At 70.9% G+C, this 16,729-nt stretch carries 21 protein-coding genes; 11 read left to right on the forward strand and 10 right to left on the reverse strand.

The features are described 5' to 3' along the window. Positions 1-163: 163 nt before the first annotated feature. Positions 164-1,183: a hypothetical protein gene (locus HET64_RS24150; RefSeq protein WP_215108847.1), complete on the reverse strand. Its 1,020-nt coding sequence runs from the start codon at positions 1,181-1,183 to the stop codon at positions 164-166. A 105-nt stretch (positions 1,184-1,288) separates the two neighbouring features. Between HET64_RS24150 and HET64_RS24155 the strand changes: the two genes are divergently transcribed. Beyond that, positions 1,289-1,726: a PaaI family thioesterase gene (locus HET64_RS24155; RefSeq protein ID WP_215108849.1), complete on the forward strand. Its 438-nt coding sequence runs from the start codon at positions 1,289-1,291 to the stop codon at positions 1,724-1,726. A 65-nt stretch (positions 1,727-1,791) separates the two neighbouring features. On the opposite strand, the gene HET64_RS24160 is transcribed toward HET64_RS24155, so the two are convergent. Then, positions 1,792-2,574, reverse strand: coding sequence for a D-Ala-D-Ala carboxypeptidase family metallohydrolase (locus HET64_RS24160; RefSeq protein WP_215108851.1), 783 nt, complete (start codon positions 2,572-2,574; stop codon positions 1,792-1,794). 133 nt (positions 2,575-2,707) lie between these two features. On the opposite strand from HET64_RS24160, the gene HET64_RS24165 reads away from it, so the two are divergent. Next, positions 2,708-3,184, forward strand: a complete 477-nt coding sequence (locus HET64_RS24165; RefSeq protein ID WP_215108854.1) for a MepB family protein — start codon at positions 2,708-2,710, stop codon at positions 3,182-3,184. 134 nt (positions 3,185-3,318) lie between these two features. Here HET64_RS24165 and fabG read toward each other — a convergent pair whose 3' ends face one another. Continuing rightward, positions 3,319-4,110, reverse strand: a complete 792-nt coding sequence (fabG, locus tag HET64_RS24170; protein WP_215108856.1) for a 3-oxoacyl-ACP reductase FabG — start codon at positions 4,108-4,110, stop codon at positions 3,319-3,321. Positions 4,111-4,419: 309 nt separating this feature from the next. Here fabG and HET64_RS24175 point away from each other — a divergent pair, with 309 nt between their 5' ends. After that, a complete protein-coding gene (locus HET64_RS24175; protein WP_215108858.1) occupies positions 4,420-5,331 on the forward strand; it encodes a MerR family transcriptional regulator in 912 nt (303 codons plus the stop codon). Between the two features lie 52 nt (positions 5,332-5,383). Here HET64_RS24175 and HET64_RS24180 read toward each other — a convergent pair whose 3' ends face one another. From HET64_RS24180 to HET64_RS24200, 5 genes are all read right to left on the reverse strand, one after another. Beyond that, positions 5,384-6,055, reverse strand: a complete 672-nt coding sequence (locus tag HET64_RS24180) for a bifunctional 2-polyprenyl-6-hydroxyphenol methylase/3-demethylubiquinol 3-O-methyltransferase UbiG (RefSeq protein ID WP_215108860.1) — start codon at positions 6,053-6,055, stop codon at positions 5,384-5,386. A 150-nt stretch (positions 6,056-6,205) separates the two neighbouring features. Beyond that, on the reverse strand, positions 6,206-7,081 hold the full coding sequence (locus HET64_RS24185) for a virginiamycin B lyase (RefSeq protein ID WP_215108862.1): 876 nt from the start codon (positions 7,079-7,081) through the stop codon (positions 6,206-6,208). A gap of 29 nt (positions 7,082-7,110) precedes the next feature. After that, the gene (locus HET64_RS24190; protein ID WP_215108889.1) at positions 7,111-8,019 is read right to left on the reverse strand and encodes an alpha/beta fold hydrolase; all 909 of its coding nucleotides are present in this window, start codon (positions 8,017-8,019) and stop codon (positions 7,111-7,113) included. Between the two features lie 193 nt (positions 8,020-8,212). Continuing rightward, positions 8,213-8,431: a DUF397 domain-containing protein gene (locus tag HET64_RS24195; RefSeq protein ID WP_215108864.1), complete on the reverse strand. Its 219-nt coding sequence runs from the start codon at positions 8,429-8,431 to the stop codon at positions 8,213-8,215. Next, positions 8,428-9,267 carry a DUF5753 domain-containing protein gene (locus HET64_RS24200; protein WP_215108867.1) on the reverse strand — a complete coding sequence of 280 codons (840 nt, stop codon included), beginning with the start codon at positions 9,265-9,267 and terminating at the stop codon, positions 8,428-8,430. Before HET64_RS24200 ends, HET64_RS24195 begins: the two co-directional genes overlap by 4 nt. Before the next feature lie 93 nt (positions 9,268-9,360). Here HET64_RS24200 and HET64_RS24205 point away from each other — a divergent pair, with 93 nt between their 5' ends. The 8 genes from HET64_RS24205 (at position 9,361) to HET64_RS24240 (ending at position 14,147) form a co-directional block, all read left to right on the forward strand. Beyond that, complete coding sequence (locus HET64_RS24205; RefSeq protein WP_215108868.1) at positions 9,361-9,621, forward strand: hypothetical protein; 261 nt, start codon at positions 9,361-9,363, stop codon at positions 9,619-9,621. Next, positions 9,618-10,088 carry a hypothetical protein gene (locus HET64_RS24210; protein ID WP_215108870.1) on the forward strand — a complete coding sequence of 157 codons (471 nt, stop codon included), beginning with the start codon at positions 9,618-9,620 and terminating at the stop codon, positions 10,086-10,088. Before HET64_RS24205 ends, HET64_RS24210 begins: the two co-directional genes overlap by 4 nt. Before the next feature lie 4 nt (positions 10,089-10,092). Further along, entirely contained in the window at positions 10,093-10,566 is a 474-nt protein-coding gene (locus HET64_RS24215; RefSeq protein WP_215108872.1) for a hypothetical protein, read from the forward strand. Positions 10,567-10,590: 24 nt separating this feature from the next. Continuing rightward, positions 10,591-10,968, forward strand: coding sequence for a hypothetical protein (locus tag HET64_RS24220; RefSeq protein ID WP_215108874.1), 378 nt, complete (start codon positions 10,591-10,593; stop codon positions 10,966-10,968). Between the two features lie 98 nt (positions 10,969-11,066). Continuing rightward, on the forward strand, positions 11,067-11,348 hold the full coding sequence (locus tag HET64_RS24225) for a hypothetical protein (RefSeq protein ID WP_215108876.1): 282 nt from the start codon (positions 11,067-11,069) through the stop codon (positions 11,346-11,348). Further along, positions 11,329-11,847: a DUF6879 family protein gene (locus HET64_RS24230; RefSeq protein WP_215108878.1), complete on the forward strand. Its 519-nt coding sequence runs from the start codon at positions 11,329-11,331 to the stop codon at positions 11,845-11,847. Before HET64_RS24225 ends, HET64_RS24230 begins: the two co-directional genes overlap by 20 nt. 12 nt (positions 11,848-11,859) lie before the next feature. Beyond that, on the forward strand, positions 11,860-12,708 hold the full coding sequence (locus HET64_RS24235; protein ID WP_215108880.1) for a helix-turn-helix transcriptional regulator: 849 nt from the start codon (positions 11,860-11,862) through the stop codon (positions 12,706-12,708). A gap of 269 nt (positions 12,709-12,977) precedes the next feature. Beyond that, positions 12,978-14,147, forward strand: coding sequence for a protein-L-isoaspartate(D-aspartate) O-methyltransferase (locus HET64_RS24240; protein ID WP_215108882.1), 1,170 nt, complete (start codon positions 12,978-12,980; stop codon positions 14,145-14,147). A 166-nt stretch (positions 14,148-14,313) separates the two neighbouring features. Here HET64_RS24240 and HET64_RS24245 read toward each other — a convergent pair whose 3' ends face one another. Together HET64_RS24245 and HET64_RS24250 are read right to left on the reverse strand one after the other, a co-directional pair. Then, a complete protein-coding gene (locus HET64_RS24245; RefSeq protein WP_215108884.1) occupies positions 14,314-15,777 on the reverse strand; it encodes a glucoamylase family protein in 1,464 nt (487 codons plus the stop codon). A 315-nt stretch (positions 15,778-16,092) separates the two neighbouring features. Next, a partial coding sequence (locus HET64_RS24250) for a family 1 glycosylhydrolase (RefSeq protein WP_215108887.1) occupies positions 16,093-16,729 on the reverse strand: 637 nt, incomplete at its 5' end.

Consider the following 16,729-nt stretch of genomic DNA (forward strand, 5'->3'; position numbering starts at 1 on the left):
GGGGGAAGGTGCGTGGGGCGGTGGGAAGTGCGTACGACGGACCGGTGGGGCTGTGGTCCGCGACTGCCGTCGTCAGACGAGACGGTGGCAGCGGGACACCCCGGTGTCAATGAGTCCGGCAGCGGTTTCCCGGCACAGGGGCGTTCGGGGAGCCCGGCCGTTGTCAGACGGCGGGCTGGTGGACGCGGGGGATTCCCAGGTCCGGCAGGTCGAGGTGGAAGCCGCGCCCGCGGCCGGTCATGGTGCCGTCGTAGGAGAGGTCGGCCAGGCCGACGCCCAGCCGCCGCAGTTCCTCGACGAGCATGCGGGCGCCCGTCGCGGCGTGCGCGGGTTCGTCCATGGCGTCGGGGAAGCGGCGTTGCCAGACCGAGGGGGAGGAGTCCCAGCCGCTCCGCGCCAGCCGGGCGGGGTCGGCCGCGTCCGGTTGGTGCAGATAGCCGGTCGCTTCGATCACCAGACCCCGATCCTGGCTCCAGCACTGGACGAAGCGCTGGGGATCGTCGGCGGATCCCAGGTGCAGGATGAATCTGCCGGGGAAGAACGGGGTGTCGTGGCCGAGGGAGCGCAGGGTTTCGGACAGGCGCTTCTCCACGGCTTCCCACGTGGTGTCCGGGGCATGCGGAGCTGCGGGTGCGACCGGCAGGACGGACTGCTCGGCGGCGCGCCAGCGACCATGGGAATATCCGTTTCCGGCGGCGTCGGTGTCCGCGTCGGGAGGCAGGAGTTCGAGGCTCACCTCGCCCTCGTCGTGCGTGTGCACGATGAGGCAGGCGCCGGGGAGCCGCCACAGCATCCACGGGCCCAAGTCGCCTCCCCACAGGGCGGGCGGCCCCAGCTCCTCTTCCATGACCCACCAGGCGGCGCGGACGAGGCGGGCGGCGGAGGCGAGGTCCTCGGCGGGCATGTCGATGACGCGGACGTTCAGTTTGCGCACCTGATCGGGTGCCGAGGCGTCGGCGATCACCGTGCCGTAGCCGCTCCGGGGCCCCTTCCGGGGAGCGAATCTGCGCCGGACCCGGCCCACGACCTCCTTGGGTTCCCGGAGTTCCCAGCCCAGCGTCGAGGTGGCGTGCTCGAAATCCGCCAGGCTCCACGAGCCGAAGCGGAGCGGAGTGACCTCGCGCACCAGCTCGCGGAAGATGTCGTCGTCGAGCCAACTGCCCCGGGGGATCCTGTTGTCCATCCGGCAGACAGTAGTGGCCCGGTGCGACGGGGTTCCGCGGGGCCGATGTTGACGGATCGACGCCCGGGAGGCGACGCTCACCGCACCAGGGATGAGAGGTGGACCATGGAGGCACACGCCTCGCAACTCGCGTTCGGGCAACAGGTTCTGGATGCCCAGCCCTTCAGTGTCCTGCTGGGCGCGCGGCTGACGGCCTTCGGCGACGGAGCCGCGGTCCTGGAGCTGGACGTACGGGACGAGCTGCGCCAGCAGAACGGCTTCGTCCACGGCGGAGTCCTGAGCTACGCGGCCGACAACGCCCTCACCTTCGCGGCGGGCGCGGCCGTCGGCCCGTCCGTCCTGACCGCCGGCTTCACCATCGACTATCTGCGCCCGGCCCGGGGCGAGGTGCTGCGCGCGCGGGCCCAGGTGGTCCGCCCGGGCCGCACCCGGGTCGTCTGCCGCTGCGACCTGCTGATGGTGGACGCCGAAGGGGTGGAAACCCTCTGCGCGGTGGCCCAGGGCACGATCGCCGTCGCCGGGGCCCCCGGAACCGGAACCTGACCGCCGCCGTCACCCCGCCGGGCAGGCGGGGTGACGGCGGCGGGGGAGACGGGGCGCGCCGGGCCTCAGATGCCGCAGCTGGGCGCGGACCAGAAGCGGCCGCTGCCGCCGGCGACGTGGGTGTGGTCGTTGTGGCCCGGGTAGCCCGGGCCGAGGATCTCGGTGAAGCCGTGGTTGCGCGCCGCCTGGGCGAGGGCGCAGAAGCCCTGGGATCCCGCGCCGAGGTCGGCCGCGTGGCCGTACATGTGGCGGCTGTTGGCGGCCCCGCCGACCGCGCTGTTGCAGGACACGCTGCGGAAGCCGCCGTTGACGGTCATGGGCCGGTCACCCATGGCGTGCCGCATGGCCTGGAGCTTCCACATGGTGACCAGGGCGTTGGCGCGGGCGGTGGCGGCGCTGACCTTGCCCCCGGACCAGTCGGAGTTGCAGCGGTTCAGCTCGGCGTAGGTGAAGTTGACCGGGGTGCAGTCGTCGTCCTGCAACTGGTAGATCTTGCTGAACGTCTGGGCTCCGGCGACGCCGTCGGCGGCCAGCCCGTACGCGGCCTGGAAGCGCGACACGGCCGCCTTCGTGGCCGGGCCGAACGCCCCGTCGATGGCGATCTGGTTGCCGGTGCCCGGGTAGCCGGCGACCCGGATCTGGAGCTGACGTACGGCTTCGCCGCTGGAGCCTTCCTGGAGCGTGCCGCTCCAGGTGTAACAGGCGTCGGCCGTACCGACGTCACCGGCCGACGCGGAACCGGAGGCCGGGGCCGTGGACGGGATCGCGGAGGCGGCCGTGGTGCCGCCGAACGCGAGCGCCGCGCCCGCGAGGGTCGAGAGGAGGAATCCGATGGGGCGTGATCGCATGGGGGCTGCACCTCATTGTCGTCAAGCTGTCCATGGGGGGAATCCGAGCCTCGGGCGCAGGACCAAGAGTGTCAAGGTCATGTCAACATGCTGCCAAGGGTCCGCCCTCGTGACGGGGTGACAGGATGGGAGTATGGCGATAAATCGACCGTGGGCGGGGCTTCACGGTGACCTGCGAGCAGCGAAGTCATCGGTGTACGACCCGGCCGGCTTCACCTGCTCGCTGCCGGTGCCCGAACCGGAGAGCGCCGACTACGCGGCTCACCGTTTCACGCTCGACGAGCGGGCGGTCGCCTTTCGCGTGGCCAGGACCACCCCGGCCAAGGCCGGTGCCGACGACGGCATCGACCTCGTCGTCATCGGCGCCCGGGACAAGGGCCGCTCCGGGCAGTTCGTGTTCCCGCTCGACGTCCTGTGCGAGCGCGGCATCGTGTCCCGTAACGCTGTGGGCGGGAAGCGGGGTTTCCGCGTCTGTCCGCCGGGTGCGATCACGACCGGCCGGCAGGCGCGGGCCACCCAGGCGTGGCAGGTCAAGTACCACCTGGACATGGGCGAGGGCGGGCGCGGGCCCGTCGACCCGGTGCGCGCCCGGGCTCTCTGCCACCCGTAGCGCGCGGGTCTCCCGTGGCGCCTCGGCCCCCGTAACGCTGATCCAGTGCTGCTGCCGCCCGTGCTCCGCGCGGGGGCCGACGCATCACGCCGGAGGCGAAGCGCCGATGGCGTCGCACTGCCGGGCCGCCGGTGTCAGGTGAACGGGACGAACGAGTCCAGCGATTCGGGCAGGGTCTGGCCGCCGTCGACGGTGAGCGTCTGACCGGTGACGAACGAGGCTTCGTCGGAGGCGAGGAAGAGCACGGCGTGCGCGATGTCGGAGGTCTCGCCGAGCCGGCCGGCCGGGATCGTGGCGGCCATGCGGCGCAGATAGTCCTCGCCCAGTTCGCTCAGCCCCTCGGTGCGGACGTTTCCGGGCAGGACGGCGTTGACGGTGATGCCCGCCGGGGCCAGTTCCAGTGCGGCGCTCCGGAGGAAACCCAGCTGGCCCGCTTTGCTCGCTCCGTAGTGGGACCACCCGCTGTACCCCGTGGTCGGCCCGGTGATCGAGGAGGTGAGCACCACGCGTCCGTGTCCCGAGCGTTCCATGGCCGGCAGGAACGCCTTCGTCGTCAGGATCGAGCCCCGCAGGTTGATGGCGAGGACATCGTCCACATCCGCGGCCGTCATCTCCCTCAGTGACCTCTCGGGGAAGACCCCGGCGTTCGCGCACACCACGTCCACATGCCCGTGGCGCGCCTCGGCCTCGTCGGCCATCGCCTCGATCGCGCTCGGGTCCCGGAGATCCACGCCCAGACCGGCAACCCGGGATCCGGTGGTCCGCGCGAGCTCGTCCGCCACCTCGCGGGCGGCCTCCTCGTCCCGCCCCGTGATGGTGACCGCGGCGCCACGACGGGCGAACAGTTCCGCGATGCCCCGCCCGATGCCCCGCGTCGCGCCCGTCACGACCACGGACCGCCGTCGCCAATCGGTCTCCGTCACCATCAAGCTCCCTCGTACCTCGCGCCGCTACCTCGTGACCACACGTAGCCACTCCGGCGATGATCAACACGCTAAGTCACTGGTGGTGGATGCGCCCCGGACCACGAAACTCCGGCCGGATACTGCCTCGGTTCAGGCCGAGAACAGAGGGGCGGGGGTCGTGGAGCGGAACCGGGAGGCAGAGGCAGACCGGAGCCGCGATCCCATGGGCGCGGGGCACTGTGCAGGGGGCGCGGTTGCACCTTCCGTAGCGGCATGTGGTCCGGTGGTCCTACGCCCCGGTCCCGGTCCCTGGAGAAAAGGTCCCTGCCCATGCATTCGTCCTTCGTGCCGCCCCGCCGGATCAAGATCGGTGACGCGGCGGCCTTCGCCGGCAGCACCCCGCGGGCGATTCGCCACTACCACGAGATCGGCCTGCTCCCCGAGCCCGAGCGGGGCGGTGACGGCCGCCGCCGCTACGGGTACGAGGACATGATCCGCCTGTTGTGGATCCGCAGGACGGCCGACGCGGGGATCGCCCTGGACGACATCCGTGACGCCTTCGCGACCGGCACGGTCTCCGCCGGCGAGGACAGCGGGGAAGCCATCGCGGGCGTCCTGGAGCGGTTGGAGGAAGCCCTCGCCGAGCAGGAGGCGGAGCTGCGGCGGCAGCGGGCCGCCGTGCGGCGGATGCGCACCGAAGGCAGCCGGATGGGCCTGCTCTCCGACCTCGTCACCGGCCGCCTCAAGACCCTGCCCGAGGGCTCCCTGCGCCAGGAGGACCTGGACACCCTGCTGGTCACCGAGCGGATCTTCGGGCCCCTCGGCGCGGCGGTCCAGGCCACCCGCTTCATCGCCCTGGCCACGCATCCCACCCTGCGGCAGGAATCCGACCGCGTCGACGACGCCGAGGAGGCACTCGACGACGCCGTCGCCGTCGATGATCCGCGGGTGGCCCACGTTGCCGCCGAGCGGTACGCCTTCGAGAACGCCCTGCACGCCGTCATCGAGGAGTCCGGCCTGAGCGAGGAGGACGAGGCTCTCTTCGATGCCTGGGAGGCCGCGCACCCGGAAACCGCCGACGGCGGCGAGGAGGGAGCAGATCCCGGCTCCGGGGGGCGGGAGGCCGGCTCCATGAGCGTGTTGGAAGCCATCGGCAAGATGCCCTACGACTTCTCCCCGGCCCGCCTGCGCTGTATGGAACTGGCCGTGGAACTCTCCGCCCAGGACGCACCCGGTACGTGAAGGACGGCCTGACCGTCCGAGCGGCCCGCAGAGGCACGGGGCTCGGCGGGCTTCACTCCGTAGGGGACAGGCCCTGCTTCCAGACCAAGGTGTAGCGCCAGAACAGCCGTCGGCGCAGCCGCGCGCCGGGCAGCACGCGGCGGGCGTCGCGAACGATGTCCGGGAAGGCCGTGGTGGCCGGTCGGGTCGGCGCGGTCATGGCGACGGGGCGCGGTGCTCTGCGGCCCTTGTTCTTGATCCAGGCCATGGCGATGTTCGACGGAATGGCGACGGCGTCGATCAGGTAGTCGCTCCGTGACCGCGGGCGGTAGAGGCCGACGACGATCAGGGTTCCCCCGGGAGCCAGGTGCCGGCGGAAGTACGTGAGCGCTTCGCTCAACGGCAGGTGGTGGAGGGTCGCGACGCAGGTGATGACGTCGTAGGGCCCGGACGGAACGTCCTCCAGCGCGTCCCCGACGGAGAAGGTCACCGGAACCCCGGGAGCTGTGCGCTCCCGCGCGCGTTCGACGATCGCGGGGTCGGCGTCGATGCCGTGCACCGCATCGGCCCGGGAGGCCAGCAGCCGGGCGAGGTCGCCACTGCCCGATCCGATGTCCAGGGCGCGGGCGGAACGTCCGGGGAGCCGACGCAGGATCCACCGGTGGTGGTGGGCGTTGTGATCCCACGGGTGGGTGGCGTGGAACCCGTCGAGTGCGCGCAGGACGCGGGGGAGTTGGGCCGTCATGAGGTGAGTCCATCAGAGCCGCTGGGGCCCGTGGTGCGGGAGGGGCGCGTCGGCGTCTCGCGTGGCGCGGCGCCGGCACACGGCTGCCCGGGCGTTTGCTCAGAGCATGTGTGCGGAGCTCCGGAGTGGCGGCGGTCCACCGTCCTGGGGCTACGGTTCGAGCCGCGCGACCCCTCCCGTTTCGAGGGCCGCCCACAGGGCGCCGTCGGGACCCAGGGCGATGCCGTGCGGCTCGGACGACGGTGACGGCAGGCCGTACTCGGTGACCTTGCCGCTCCCGGTGATGTGGCCCACGCTGTTGGCCCCCCATTCGGTGAACCAGCAGTCACCGGTGGAGGCCGCGACGATGGCGTGGGGTTTGGCCGTGCGGTCGGGGAGCGGGAACTCCTCGACCGCGCCGGCCACCGAGATCCTGCCGATCTGGCCCGCCGCGATCTCGACGAACCACAAGGCGGCGCCGTCGCTGGTGATGCCCACGGGTGCGGCGCCCGGGGTGGGGAGCGGGTGGATGACGATGTCTCCATGGACGGTGACGCGGCCGATCGCGTTCGCCTGGTTGAGGCTGAACCACAGGGCCCCGTCAGGACCCGCGGTGATCGCCGAGGGATAGGCGCCCGTACAGGGAAGGGCGAACTCGGTGATCTCTCCCCGGCTGGTGATGCGACCGATACGGTCGGTGTTCATCTCCGTGAACCACATCGCACCGTCCGGACCGGCGGTGATCCCGAAGGGCCCGCTGTCGGGCGTGGGTACGGGGAAGGACTCCGTTTCACCGTCGACGGTGATGCGGCCGATCCGGTGGTCCTGGGACCGGGTGAACCACAGTGCTCCGTCGGGCCCGGGGGCGATGACCGTAGGGCGACACCCGGGCGGTTCCAGGGGGTACTCGTGGAGTTCGCCGTCCAGGGTGAGGCGTGCGATGCGGCCGCTGTGCGCGAAGGTGAGCCACAGTGCGCCGTCAGGTCCGGCTGTGATGCCGTACGGCCCGGCGTCCTTGTCCGCAATGGACATCTCGCTTACGGCCACAGCAACTCCTTGGAGGGGTGGGACGGGGATCAATCGACGTTCTCGACCGATGCCACAGCTCGGTCTCGCACCACGTCGAGAATGATCGCGGCGAGGTCGGCAGGCCGGGTCATGGGGACGTTGTGGTTCGAGCTGATGTCGGTCAGTCGGCGGCCGGGGGCGGCATCGACGACGGCACGCACTTCGTCGCGCCGCGAGGCGTAGAAACCACGCTCGGCCAGCACGATCGTCATCGGACAGGTGAGGCGGTCGTACACCTCGATGCTGGGGAAGACCTCCGCGCCGGGATCCACAGCGGTGACAGCCACGATCTCCTCGATGGCCGGTCGCCGTACCCACTGGTGGCCGCGGCGCAGGAAGGAGCGCCGCGTGACCTCCTCGACGAGTTCGTGCCGTGCTCCGGCGTTGAGCCAGTCCCCTCCGGCCTCCCGCACGCACTGCTCGACATGGGCGCGCATCCGGTCGTCGTCCGCTTCCCAGCCGTAGCGGAACATCGCCCGCAAGCGGTCCGCCGCCTCGGTGGTCCGCGCGGCGGCGTGTTCGGCGAGTGACGCGTTACGGTCATCGAGCACCACGCCGTCCACGATGCAGAGGGCGGCCGGTTCCACGAGGCCCCCGGCAGTGGCAGCCGTCACCGCGTACCCGCCGGTGGAGTGGCCCACCAGCACGGGGTGGTCCCAGCCCAGCGCGGTGACGACGCCACCGAGGTCTCGCCAGTACTGCTCGGGTCCGGTGGAGTCGAGCCCGGTCTGCCCGTGGCCCCGCAGGTCGATGGCGACCGGATGACACTCGCTCACCAGCCGGGAGGCCACATCCGCCCAGGCGGCGGCGTTCTGTCCGCTGCCGTGGACAAGCAGCACCCCCTCACCGCGGCCACCGAAGTCCACACCCGAGAGGACCCCGTCCGCGACGGGGAGTTCGATCTCCGTTCCGATCACCATCACACCCTGACGACCGGAAGCCGACGAGCGCAACTGCTTTCTCGCAGGAGGCCGGTGCGGGATGAGGACGCCTTCGGGTCGCCGAGAGCGGACAACGTTCCCGCCGGCACCGGTTTCTCTACCCGGACAGCGGGACGCCCCACCGTGCGGGCACGGTGGGTCGTAGCCGGAGTGGTGGCAGCGGCGGCGGTCAGACGCTGGTGTCGAAGCCACCGGCCTTGATGCCCGCCACGAAGGAGGTGAACGCCACGGCGGCGACGGCCAAGGCCGGGCCGCCCGGGTTCTTCGAGTCGCGTACGGGGACGGTGCCGGTGGCGGACGCGGTACGCGGGGCCCACTCGACGCAGGTGCCGCCGTTGTCGCTGTAGGAGGACTTGACCCACTGCGGGGTCGTGGATTCGGTCGTCACGGGGCGCCCTTTCGATGCTGGTGGATCATGTCCACGGTATCTGTCTGCGACAGAGACACGGCCTGCAACTGATGGTAGGCCCTCACCATCGGGATGACGGAGCTGAGTTCGCGGTCCAGATGGCCCTGCGTCTCGGATTCGACGTAGGAGACCACGGACCGGTCCTGGAGCGTCAGCAGGTTCACCGCCCGATTGAAGGGCCGCTGCTCACCGACGCTGTAAGGGGCGATCTGGAGCATGGTGTGGGACTGCGCGGCGAAGTCGACCAGATACTGCAACTGGGCGTCCATCACGGCAGGGCTGCCGATCGGGCGGCGGGTACAGCTCTCGTCCAGCACGGCGATCAGTATCGGTGGCACGGCGCGTAACAGCGCACCTTGGCGCTCCATGAGTAACGAGACGCGCTGATCGGCCTGTTCGGGGGTGATGACGCCCCGGTCGACCGCCCCGTGCGCCAGCGCCTCCGCGTACTCCCGGGTCTGCAGCAGCCCCGGGATGACGCCCACCTCGAAAAGCCGGATCTCCGCCGCCCGGCCCTCCAGCGCCACGTACTCCGGGAAGCCCTGCAACAGCACCCCGTGCTTGATCTTGCGCCACTCGCGCTCGAACGAATCAGCGGTTCCCGTAAAGTTCATCGCCACGTCAACGGCGATCGAGAACTTGCGAGTTGGGGACTTGTGGCACAATTCCACCCCGGAAACGTGCCGCCCGGTGTAGCCGATGTGCGCGCCGAGGTCGTCCTGTTTCCAGCCCCGTGCTTCGCGCTCCCTGCGCAGGCGTGCTCCGTAGGCCGCCTCCGGGCCCCCGTCAGGGTTCACTTCCTTGCGGTTGACCAACGTATCCCCCTAATTCGAAACGTTGAAGACGTCTCCACGCTAGGCCACGCTGAGTCCCCCCGGTAGTCATTCGACTACAGAGAGGAGCGATCGGTGTACGGCGAGAACGTCAGCTCGAATTCGGGGCGACCCCCGCACGTCCCGGACCCCGGGACCCTCCTGGCGGACACCAGTCGCGGTGACCGCGTGGGGGAGTTCCAGGGCGTCGCCGGTCCGTACTGGTCCCTGCGGCCGGTCGGCGGCGGGCGCGAGTGGGAGGTCGAACCGCGCTACGTGCGGCCCGCGTTGCTCATGGAGCAGCTTCGGGCCCGTACCGCGCGGCTCAACGCCCGCAGTCGGGGAGAAGTGCTGTGAAGCCGGCCTCTTCGGGCCCGCGCCGTGTGAGGGCGCTGGACTACGTCGCGGCCGTCACGGTGACGGTCGGCGGCCGGGCTCTCCCGATCGGCGGAGTCGCCCTGCCGAACCGCCGGCTCGTCCTCCGCTGGCTCCGGCGGCAGGCCCTGCGCATGGCGGACGGGCACGGGCACGGGCGCGATCCGGCCCGGGCCGCTCCGTGGCTCGGTGCGCGAGACGTCCGGCCGGTGACCTTCCACGGTTCCGACGCCCCCGAGGCGCTCCGGGCATGGGCGGGCGACCACGGCAGCCAGGACCACGCCATGAGCGCACTGGAATCCGGGCGCCCCGCCCTGCTCACCGTGGTCGACCCCTTCGTGGGGCTGGGGGTCACCCTCGGCGCGTGGCCCGTCGATCTGTGCGGGTGGGTGGCGGCGGCCTCGGCGGACCACCCGTATCCGCCCCGTACGGAAGCGGAAGGGGCCTGACCTCGTGCTGCAATGCACCGCCGTGGCCCAAGTCCCCTACGCGGAAACGCTGCTGGCGCTCGCCGCCATGGAGGGTGGGCCCGAGCACCCGCCCGACGTCGTGGAGGCGGAGGACTTCGCCCTCTGCGAGCTGGCCGACCACGACGAGACGGCCGAGCACGCAGCGCACCTGTGGACGGCGGACGTGCCGGACGACCGGGACCTGTGGTTCCGCTGGTCGGGGACCGGCGCCCACCGCGTCCACCGGCTCGACACGCTGCGGCTGTGCCCCGCCGTGCTCCGCGAGTTGGCGACCCGCACGGTCACCACGTGTGCGTACTTCGACCACCACCCCGGGCCGCACTCCTTCTCCGTGACCGACCCGCTCGGCGACCTCATCGCCGAACACGTCCACAGCGAGGTCCGGCGACTCGTCTCCGAGGACGACGCCCTCGGTGCGCCCGATGCCCCCGACGTACCCGACACCGACGCGCCCTGACGGCGACCGGAGGTTTCCCACCCCATGAACCAGTGCACCGCCGTAACCCTGCTGCCACCCCCGGAGTTCCTGATCCGGCTCGCCGCGCCCGGTGGCAGTCGCCCGGAAGCCGGATACCTCGTCTGCGAGCTGGCCGCCGACCACGAAGGCGACCACACGATGGCGCTGTGGGACGACGACGCGAACCGCACCGCTGTCTGGGCCCGCTGGAGCGGCAGTCGGGTGACCCTGGCGGAGCTGGCCTGGTGCGGCGCGACCGACCCCCGGGGCGAGGACGCGTGCGGCCTGTTCGCCGGCCACCCCTCCGCCCATGACTGGAGCATCGTCGATCCGACGCTCGCAGCGGTGGACGCCGTGCTCGCGGGGGCGCACCCGCACCTGTTCTCCGAGAGGGATCGCTAGAGGCCATTCTGTGCGCCCCCTCGGGGCTCTTGACCTTCGCCATCCTGAAAGGGAACGCTTGTGCATGCTGATGCAACCCTCGACAGCGGGAGCTGGCCATGGCTTTAAGGTTTCTCGGTATCGACCCCGACTCCCCGACCGATGAGTCGCCGACGATCTGGCTTCACGAAGAAACGGGGGATCTTCTGATCCAGTCGTACCGAGCGACTGCGGCAGAAGTGAACGACTGCAAGGAAGTCGGCTCCCTTCCCGGCCATACCACCGATGTCCCCGACAACGAGACGATCATCCGGCTGCCGGCCGCCATGCTGGACTACCTTCCTGCTCGCCGGGAAGACGATCGTGGCGGAGAGGCGGGACATGCAGCCTCCGGCGCGTGATGCTCTGGCACGAGCACAGCGATCGGCAGTGCACCTGGAGTTGCGCGATGCGTACATGCTCGACGATCCCGGGTACATCGCCTGGCAGCAGGGTGTGCGCCTCGACCGGGGCGAGCATTCGACGTGGTGGAACGGCTGGCACGACGCGGTACGCGAGGCCGTCGGCCGGGGAGTCGCGGTCCGGCGCGCCCGGGTCGTGTCCGAGCCGATCAGCGACTACGTGAGCTACGAGTACGACAACACGTTCACCAACCTCGCAGCGGGCGAGGTGGTTCGCTGGCTGCCCAGACGCAGAGCGACCGGTCTTGCCCTGCCCAGCATGGACTTCTGGCTGTTCGACGGGGAGCAGGCCCTCTTCCACCACTTCACCGGAAACGGGCAGTTGGACGAGGACGGGCGGGAGTACACGGACGACCCGGCGCTGGTGAAGCTGTGCGCGGACGCCTTCGAGGCCGTGTGGGAACGTGCTGTGCCGCATGAGCAGTACCGGCCTCGCTGACCTCGCGTAGTCATGGCCGAATCTCCTTCCTCAAGTGCTCAGCAGGCCCGACGGATTCTCGCGGACCGGCTCGCCGGCCTCTGCCGTGACGCCGGGCTGACCGGGCGCGAGATCGCCGTGCGCTGTGGCTGGCATCCATCGAAGTCGTCGCGGATCATGAATGCCCGCACGCCCCCGTCCGCTGGTGACATCCGTGCCTGGTGCCGGGCGTGCGACGCGGAGGATCAGACCGCCGACCTCCTCGCGTCGCTCCGGAACGCCGAGGGCATGTGGGTCGGCTGGAGGCGGATGGAGCAAGCCGGGCTCAAGCGGGCGCAGGAAGCGCGATTGCCGCTGTTCGAACGCACCCGCCGCTTCCGGTCCTACTCGTCGTGGTTCGTGCCGGGGCTGATCCAGACACGCGGATACACCGGGGCGGTGCTGCGCGCCGTCCAGCGACGCCGCGTCGAGGTCGACGACGTGGCCGAGGCGGTGGCCGCGCGCGTGGAGCGGCAGCGCGTGCTGTACGAGGGCGGACGCCGATTCGCCTTCCTCATCGAGGAGCCGGTGCTGCGGAACGGTATTGGCGGAAGCGACGTCCTTGTCGGGCAGCTCGGCCATCTGCTCACCGTGGGTTCTCTGCCCAATGTCAGTCTGGGTGTGATCCCGACAGGGCCGGACCGTTCCCGGATGCCCGTGGAAGGGTTCTGGATCTTCGATGCCGCGCAGACCAATGTCGAGCTGGTCTCCGGGTATCTCACGATCACCCAGCCCAGTGAGGTGACCATGTACGCCGAGGCGTTCGCGGAGCTTGCGGCGCTGGCGGTCTACGGCGCCTCGGCGCGTGAGCTGATCACATCAGCGAGGGATGCCCTGGAGTGATCGGCGTGCAACTTCGCGCAATCCACTGGGGGACGCCGCTCCTTCCTCCCTAGCGTGGTCGACAGCGGCGCGGCACTTTCAGGGCCGCACCCGTCAATCGGCGAAGGAGCACAATGATGACCGGAAAGCACGGCGGAGGTACCGGGTCGGGACAGGGCGGCAGCCAACAGGACGACGGCAGCAGCGGACGCGGTCACGGGGGTGGCGGCTCCGAGACGAGTGGCGGCAATTCTTCCGACGGCTCCGGCCCGGCGAAGAAGTAGCTTCGGATGACTGCACGTAACGAGGGGACGGGCCCTGCGGGGCTCGCCTCCGCGCTCGTCGCTTCGGGCGTTCTGCGGGACGACTGGTTGTCCGCCTATCAGGCGGTCCCCCGGGACATGTTCGTTCCTGACCGCATCTGGCCCGGCATCGCGGATGGCACCCGGCAGCACCCTGTGGTGGATCGGGTCAAGGACGCGGACGCATGGTTCAGCGCGGTGTACTCGGACATTCCGCTGACCACACAATGGGACGACGGCAGCCACACCGGAGACGGAGTGGGAAGGACGCCGTCCAGCTCCAGTTCGCAGCCCCGCATGGTGTTCTCGATGCTGGCCGATCTCGGTGTGGAAGACGGGCACAGGGCTCTGGAGATCGGCACCGGCACCGGGTGGAACTCCGCGCTCCTCGCTCATCGGCTTGGTGCGGAGAACGTCGTCTCCATCGAGTTCGACGCGGAGATCGCGAAGGAGGCATGCGAGAACCACCGCGTAGCGGGGCTGTTCCCGCTGGTGGTCGTGCGGGACGGGCGGCTCGGCCACCCCGAGGGCGCACCGTTCGACCGGGTGGAAGCGACCTGCTCCATCGGAGAGGTCCCCCGGTCCTGGATCGAGCAGACACTGCCCGGAGGGCTCATCGTCGCCCCGTGGGGGACACCGTACGGAGGGGAGGCCATCGTCCGGCTGACCGTGGACGGTGACGGGGCGAGCGGGCCGTTCACCCGCTCCAGCGCGTTCATGCGCCTACGGCAGCAGCGTCCCGGACGGCTCCCGCACGATGCTTACCTCAAGGGGCGGCCATGGCCCGCCGACGGCGACAGGAGCAGGACGTCGCTGTCACCTGCCGCTGTCGAGGGATGGCTGGTCCAGTTCGCCATCGGACTGCAGATGGCGGAAGCGTTCTGGACGGTGGAGCGGTACGACGACGGCTCGTACACGTTGTGGACCTACAGCGGCGACGGCCAGTCATGGGCATCTGCCGACTACGAACCGGGAGCCGAGTCGTTCGAGGTGGTGCAGTCGGGGCCCCGGCGACTCTGGGATGCGACCGAGGCTGCTTACGCGTGGTGGGACGCCCGGGGCCGCCCGGACTTCGAGCGGTTCGGTCTGACCGTGAGCCGTGAGGGGCAACGGGCTTGGCTCGACACTCCGGACAACCCGGTGCCCATAGTGCGGTGACCATTCTGGCGGGCCCTGCCCGTTCAGTCGGCGTGATCGGATTTCGGAGCACGCCGAGCCCTCGGCCTGACCGCGAAGACGGCAGCCTGCGGCCGAGCCCGCGCGCACCTGCCAGAGGCGCGCGGGCTCGGCCCCGCCCGAGGAAGCGGAAGGGCAGAGGCCGAACTCAGATCGAGAACCGCTCCCGCTCCAGCAGCGGCCGCACCCGGGACCGGAAGCCGCCCGTGCGGAACGGCTGCTGGAGCAGGCCGGGCCGCAGCTCCTGGGCGAGGGCCGCGACGATCATTCCCTGGTCCAGGGCGAGCATGAAGTCGCTGACCCGGCCCGTGGACACGTTCACCGAGTCCCGGAAGCCGAGCCCGTCCTCGTACGCGCCGAAGTCCCGCTCCAGCGCCCGCAGGTTGGCCACCGCCTCCCGGCCCGCGTACGGCAGGGCCAGGAAGGAGGCGTGCGGGGTGACGACGCCGTTGGTGAACGCCGAGGGCGGCGGCAGGGGTTCGCCGTCCGCGGTGTGCGTGCGGTCGGTGTTGGAGGCGTAGCCGTCGACCTGCATGCCGAGGGCGTCGACCCCGTACTCCTGGTAGCCGTCCTCGGGGACGTTGGAGGGGGAGAAGCCCCAGTAGCCGTACTCCGCCTCCCGCAGGCCGTGGTCGATCTGGCCGCGCACGTAGCGGTGGTGGGTCACGCCCCACGCGCGCGGCGACCACTGCTGCTCCGGCACGAACAGCGGCACCATCAGCGCCTCGAACATCGAGCCGCCCCAGGTGGGGACCACCTTGCGGCCGCGGTGGGTGTAATGCCCGTTCCAGACGCGTACGCCGTCGACGGTGACGTACCCGCCGCCCGGCTTCTGCTCCTGCTCGTGCTCCGGCAGCATCGTCCGCAGCAGGTGCCAGTAGTGGTCGCCCGGGAGGGAGCCGTCGGCGATGCCGAGGTAACTGGCCATGCGGGGCTCGGTGTTGAGCGCTCCGTAGTGGTGCGGGGTCGGCTCGTCCGTGTCGGTCCAGACGCCGCCGCGCAGCTGGCCGGGGCCCGCGACCGGGTCGGCGGGGTCGTAGGGGGTGTAGAAGTACGACCAGTCCGCCGTGTCCAGGATGCGGTGGATGCGCGGGCGCAGCGAGGGAGCGGCGTCGGCGGCTATCCGCAGGCCCGTCACCAGCCAGGCGTTGTCGACCGAGGACAGGAACGGGCGGACCGGATCGCCGGTGCCCGGCCACTGGGTGAGCACCGAACCGTCGTGCGCGTCATACCAGTTGAGCCAGAAGCCGTGATGGCGCTCCAGCTTCTCGACGGCCGTGACCGTACGGGTCAGGGCCCGGATCATCGCGCTCTCACGGATCACACCGAGGCCCGCGGCGGCGACCGTCGACCACAGGCCGCAGCCGATGTTGGTCGGCGAGGTCTGGGCGGACTGGACGGGGGCGCCGGGTCCGCTGAGGTCGATCTTGTCGGTGACGAGGCCGAAGTCGGTCGTCATCGCCTCGATCGAGCGGTACGTGTCACGGAACCAGGTGGTGAGAAGGCGGGGGTCGGTGGCGGGGGCGGCGACAGCCGCCGGGGCGGTTACGGCTCCGAGTGACAGGGCCGCGGCCCCGGTCCCTGCGGCGGTGAGAAACGTGCGACGGTCCATCGTTCCGGCTCCTGGTGGCAGAAGGGGGAGGGGAAGGGCAAGTCGTGGTGTTCGGCCGTGCGGGGGAATGCGAGGTCGTGCGGGCGCGTGTGACGTCGCGCGGGGGTGGTGCGAGGGCCGTGCGGGCGTACGTGACGTCGCGCGGGGGACGCGAGATCGTACGGGCGCGCCGGGCATACGTGAAGTCGCGCCGCGCGTGCGGGGGTTGGTGCCGGGGGGTCGGGGGCCGGCGGTCGTCAGGATCCGCCGGCCCCCGGCCCACCCGAGGGAGCCGTCAGGTGGCTCCCCGTACAGAGGGGCAGCCCCGGGGGTGCGTCAGGCTGCCGTGCGCGGGAGTTCGCGGGTGCGGCCGAGCGAGCCCAGCCACTTCGCCGAGTCGCGCGGGGTGCGCTCGAAGGTCTCCCAGTCGATGGCGATCAGTCCGAACGTGGCCTTGTACGTGCCCCATTCGTAGTTGTCCAGGGCGCTCCACGCCAGGTAGCCCCGGATGTCGATGCCGTCGGCCAGCGCGGCGGCGACCTCGTCCAGCGCGCCCGCGTAGTAATCGACGCGGCGGCTGTCGTCGGCGGTGGCGATGCCGTTCTCCGTGACGATCAGCGGGACGTCGCCCACCACGTCGGCCGTGTGGCGCAGCGCCTCGCCGACCGCCGTCGGGTAGTACTCCCACGTCGTCAGCGTCCGCTCGACGTCGTCGGCCGCCGGGATCGGTCCGTCGGGGCCGATGCGCGTACGGGTGTAGGACTGCACGCCGATCCAGTCGTCGCCGCGCGCCGCCTCGATGAAGACGTCCTCGCGCGGGTGGCGGTAGGCGGCGGTGACGTCCTCCGCACCGGGGAGGGCCTGGTAGACCTGGTTGGCGATGGTCCAGCCGACCTTGATCTCCGGGGAGATCGCCCGGACCTCCTTGACCGCCGCGTGGTGGGCGGCGATCACCGCGTGGGTGGTCTCCTCG

It is taken from the genome of Streptomyces sp. McG3, from assembly GCF_018619185.1.
Taxonomy (GTDB): Bacteria; Actinomycetota; Actinomycetes; order Streptomycetales; family Streptomycetaceae; genus Streptomyces.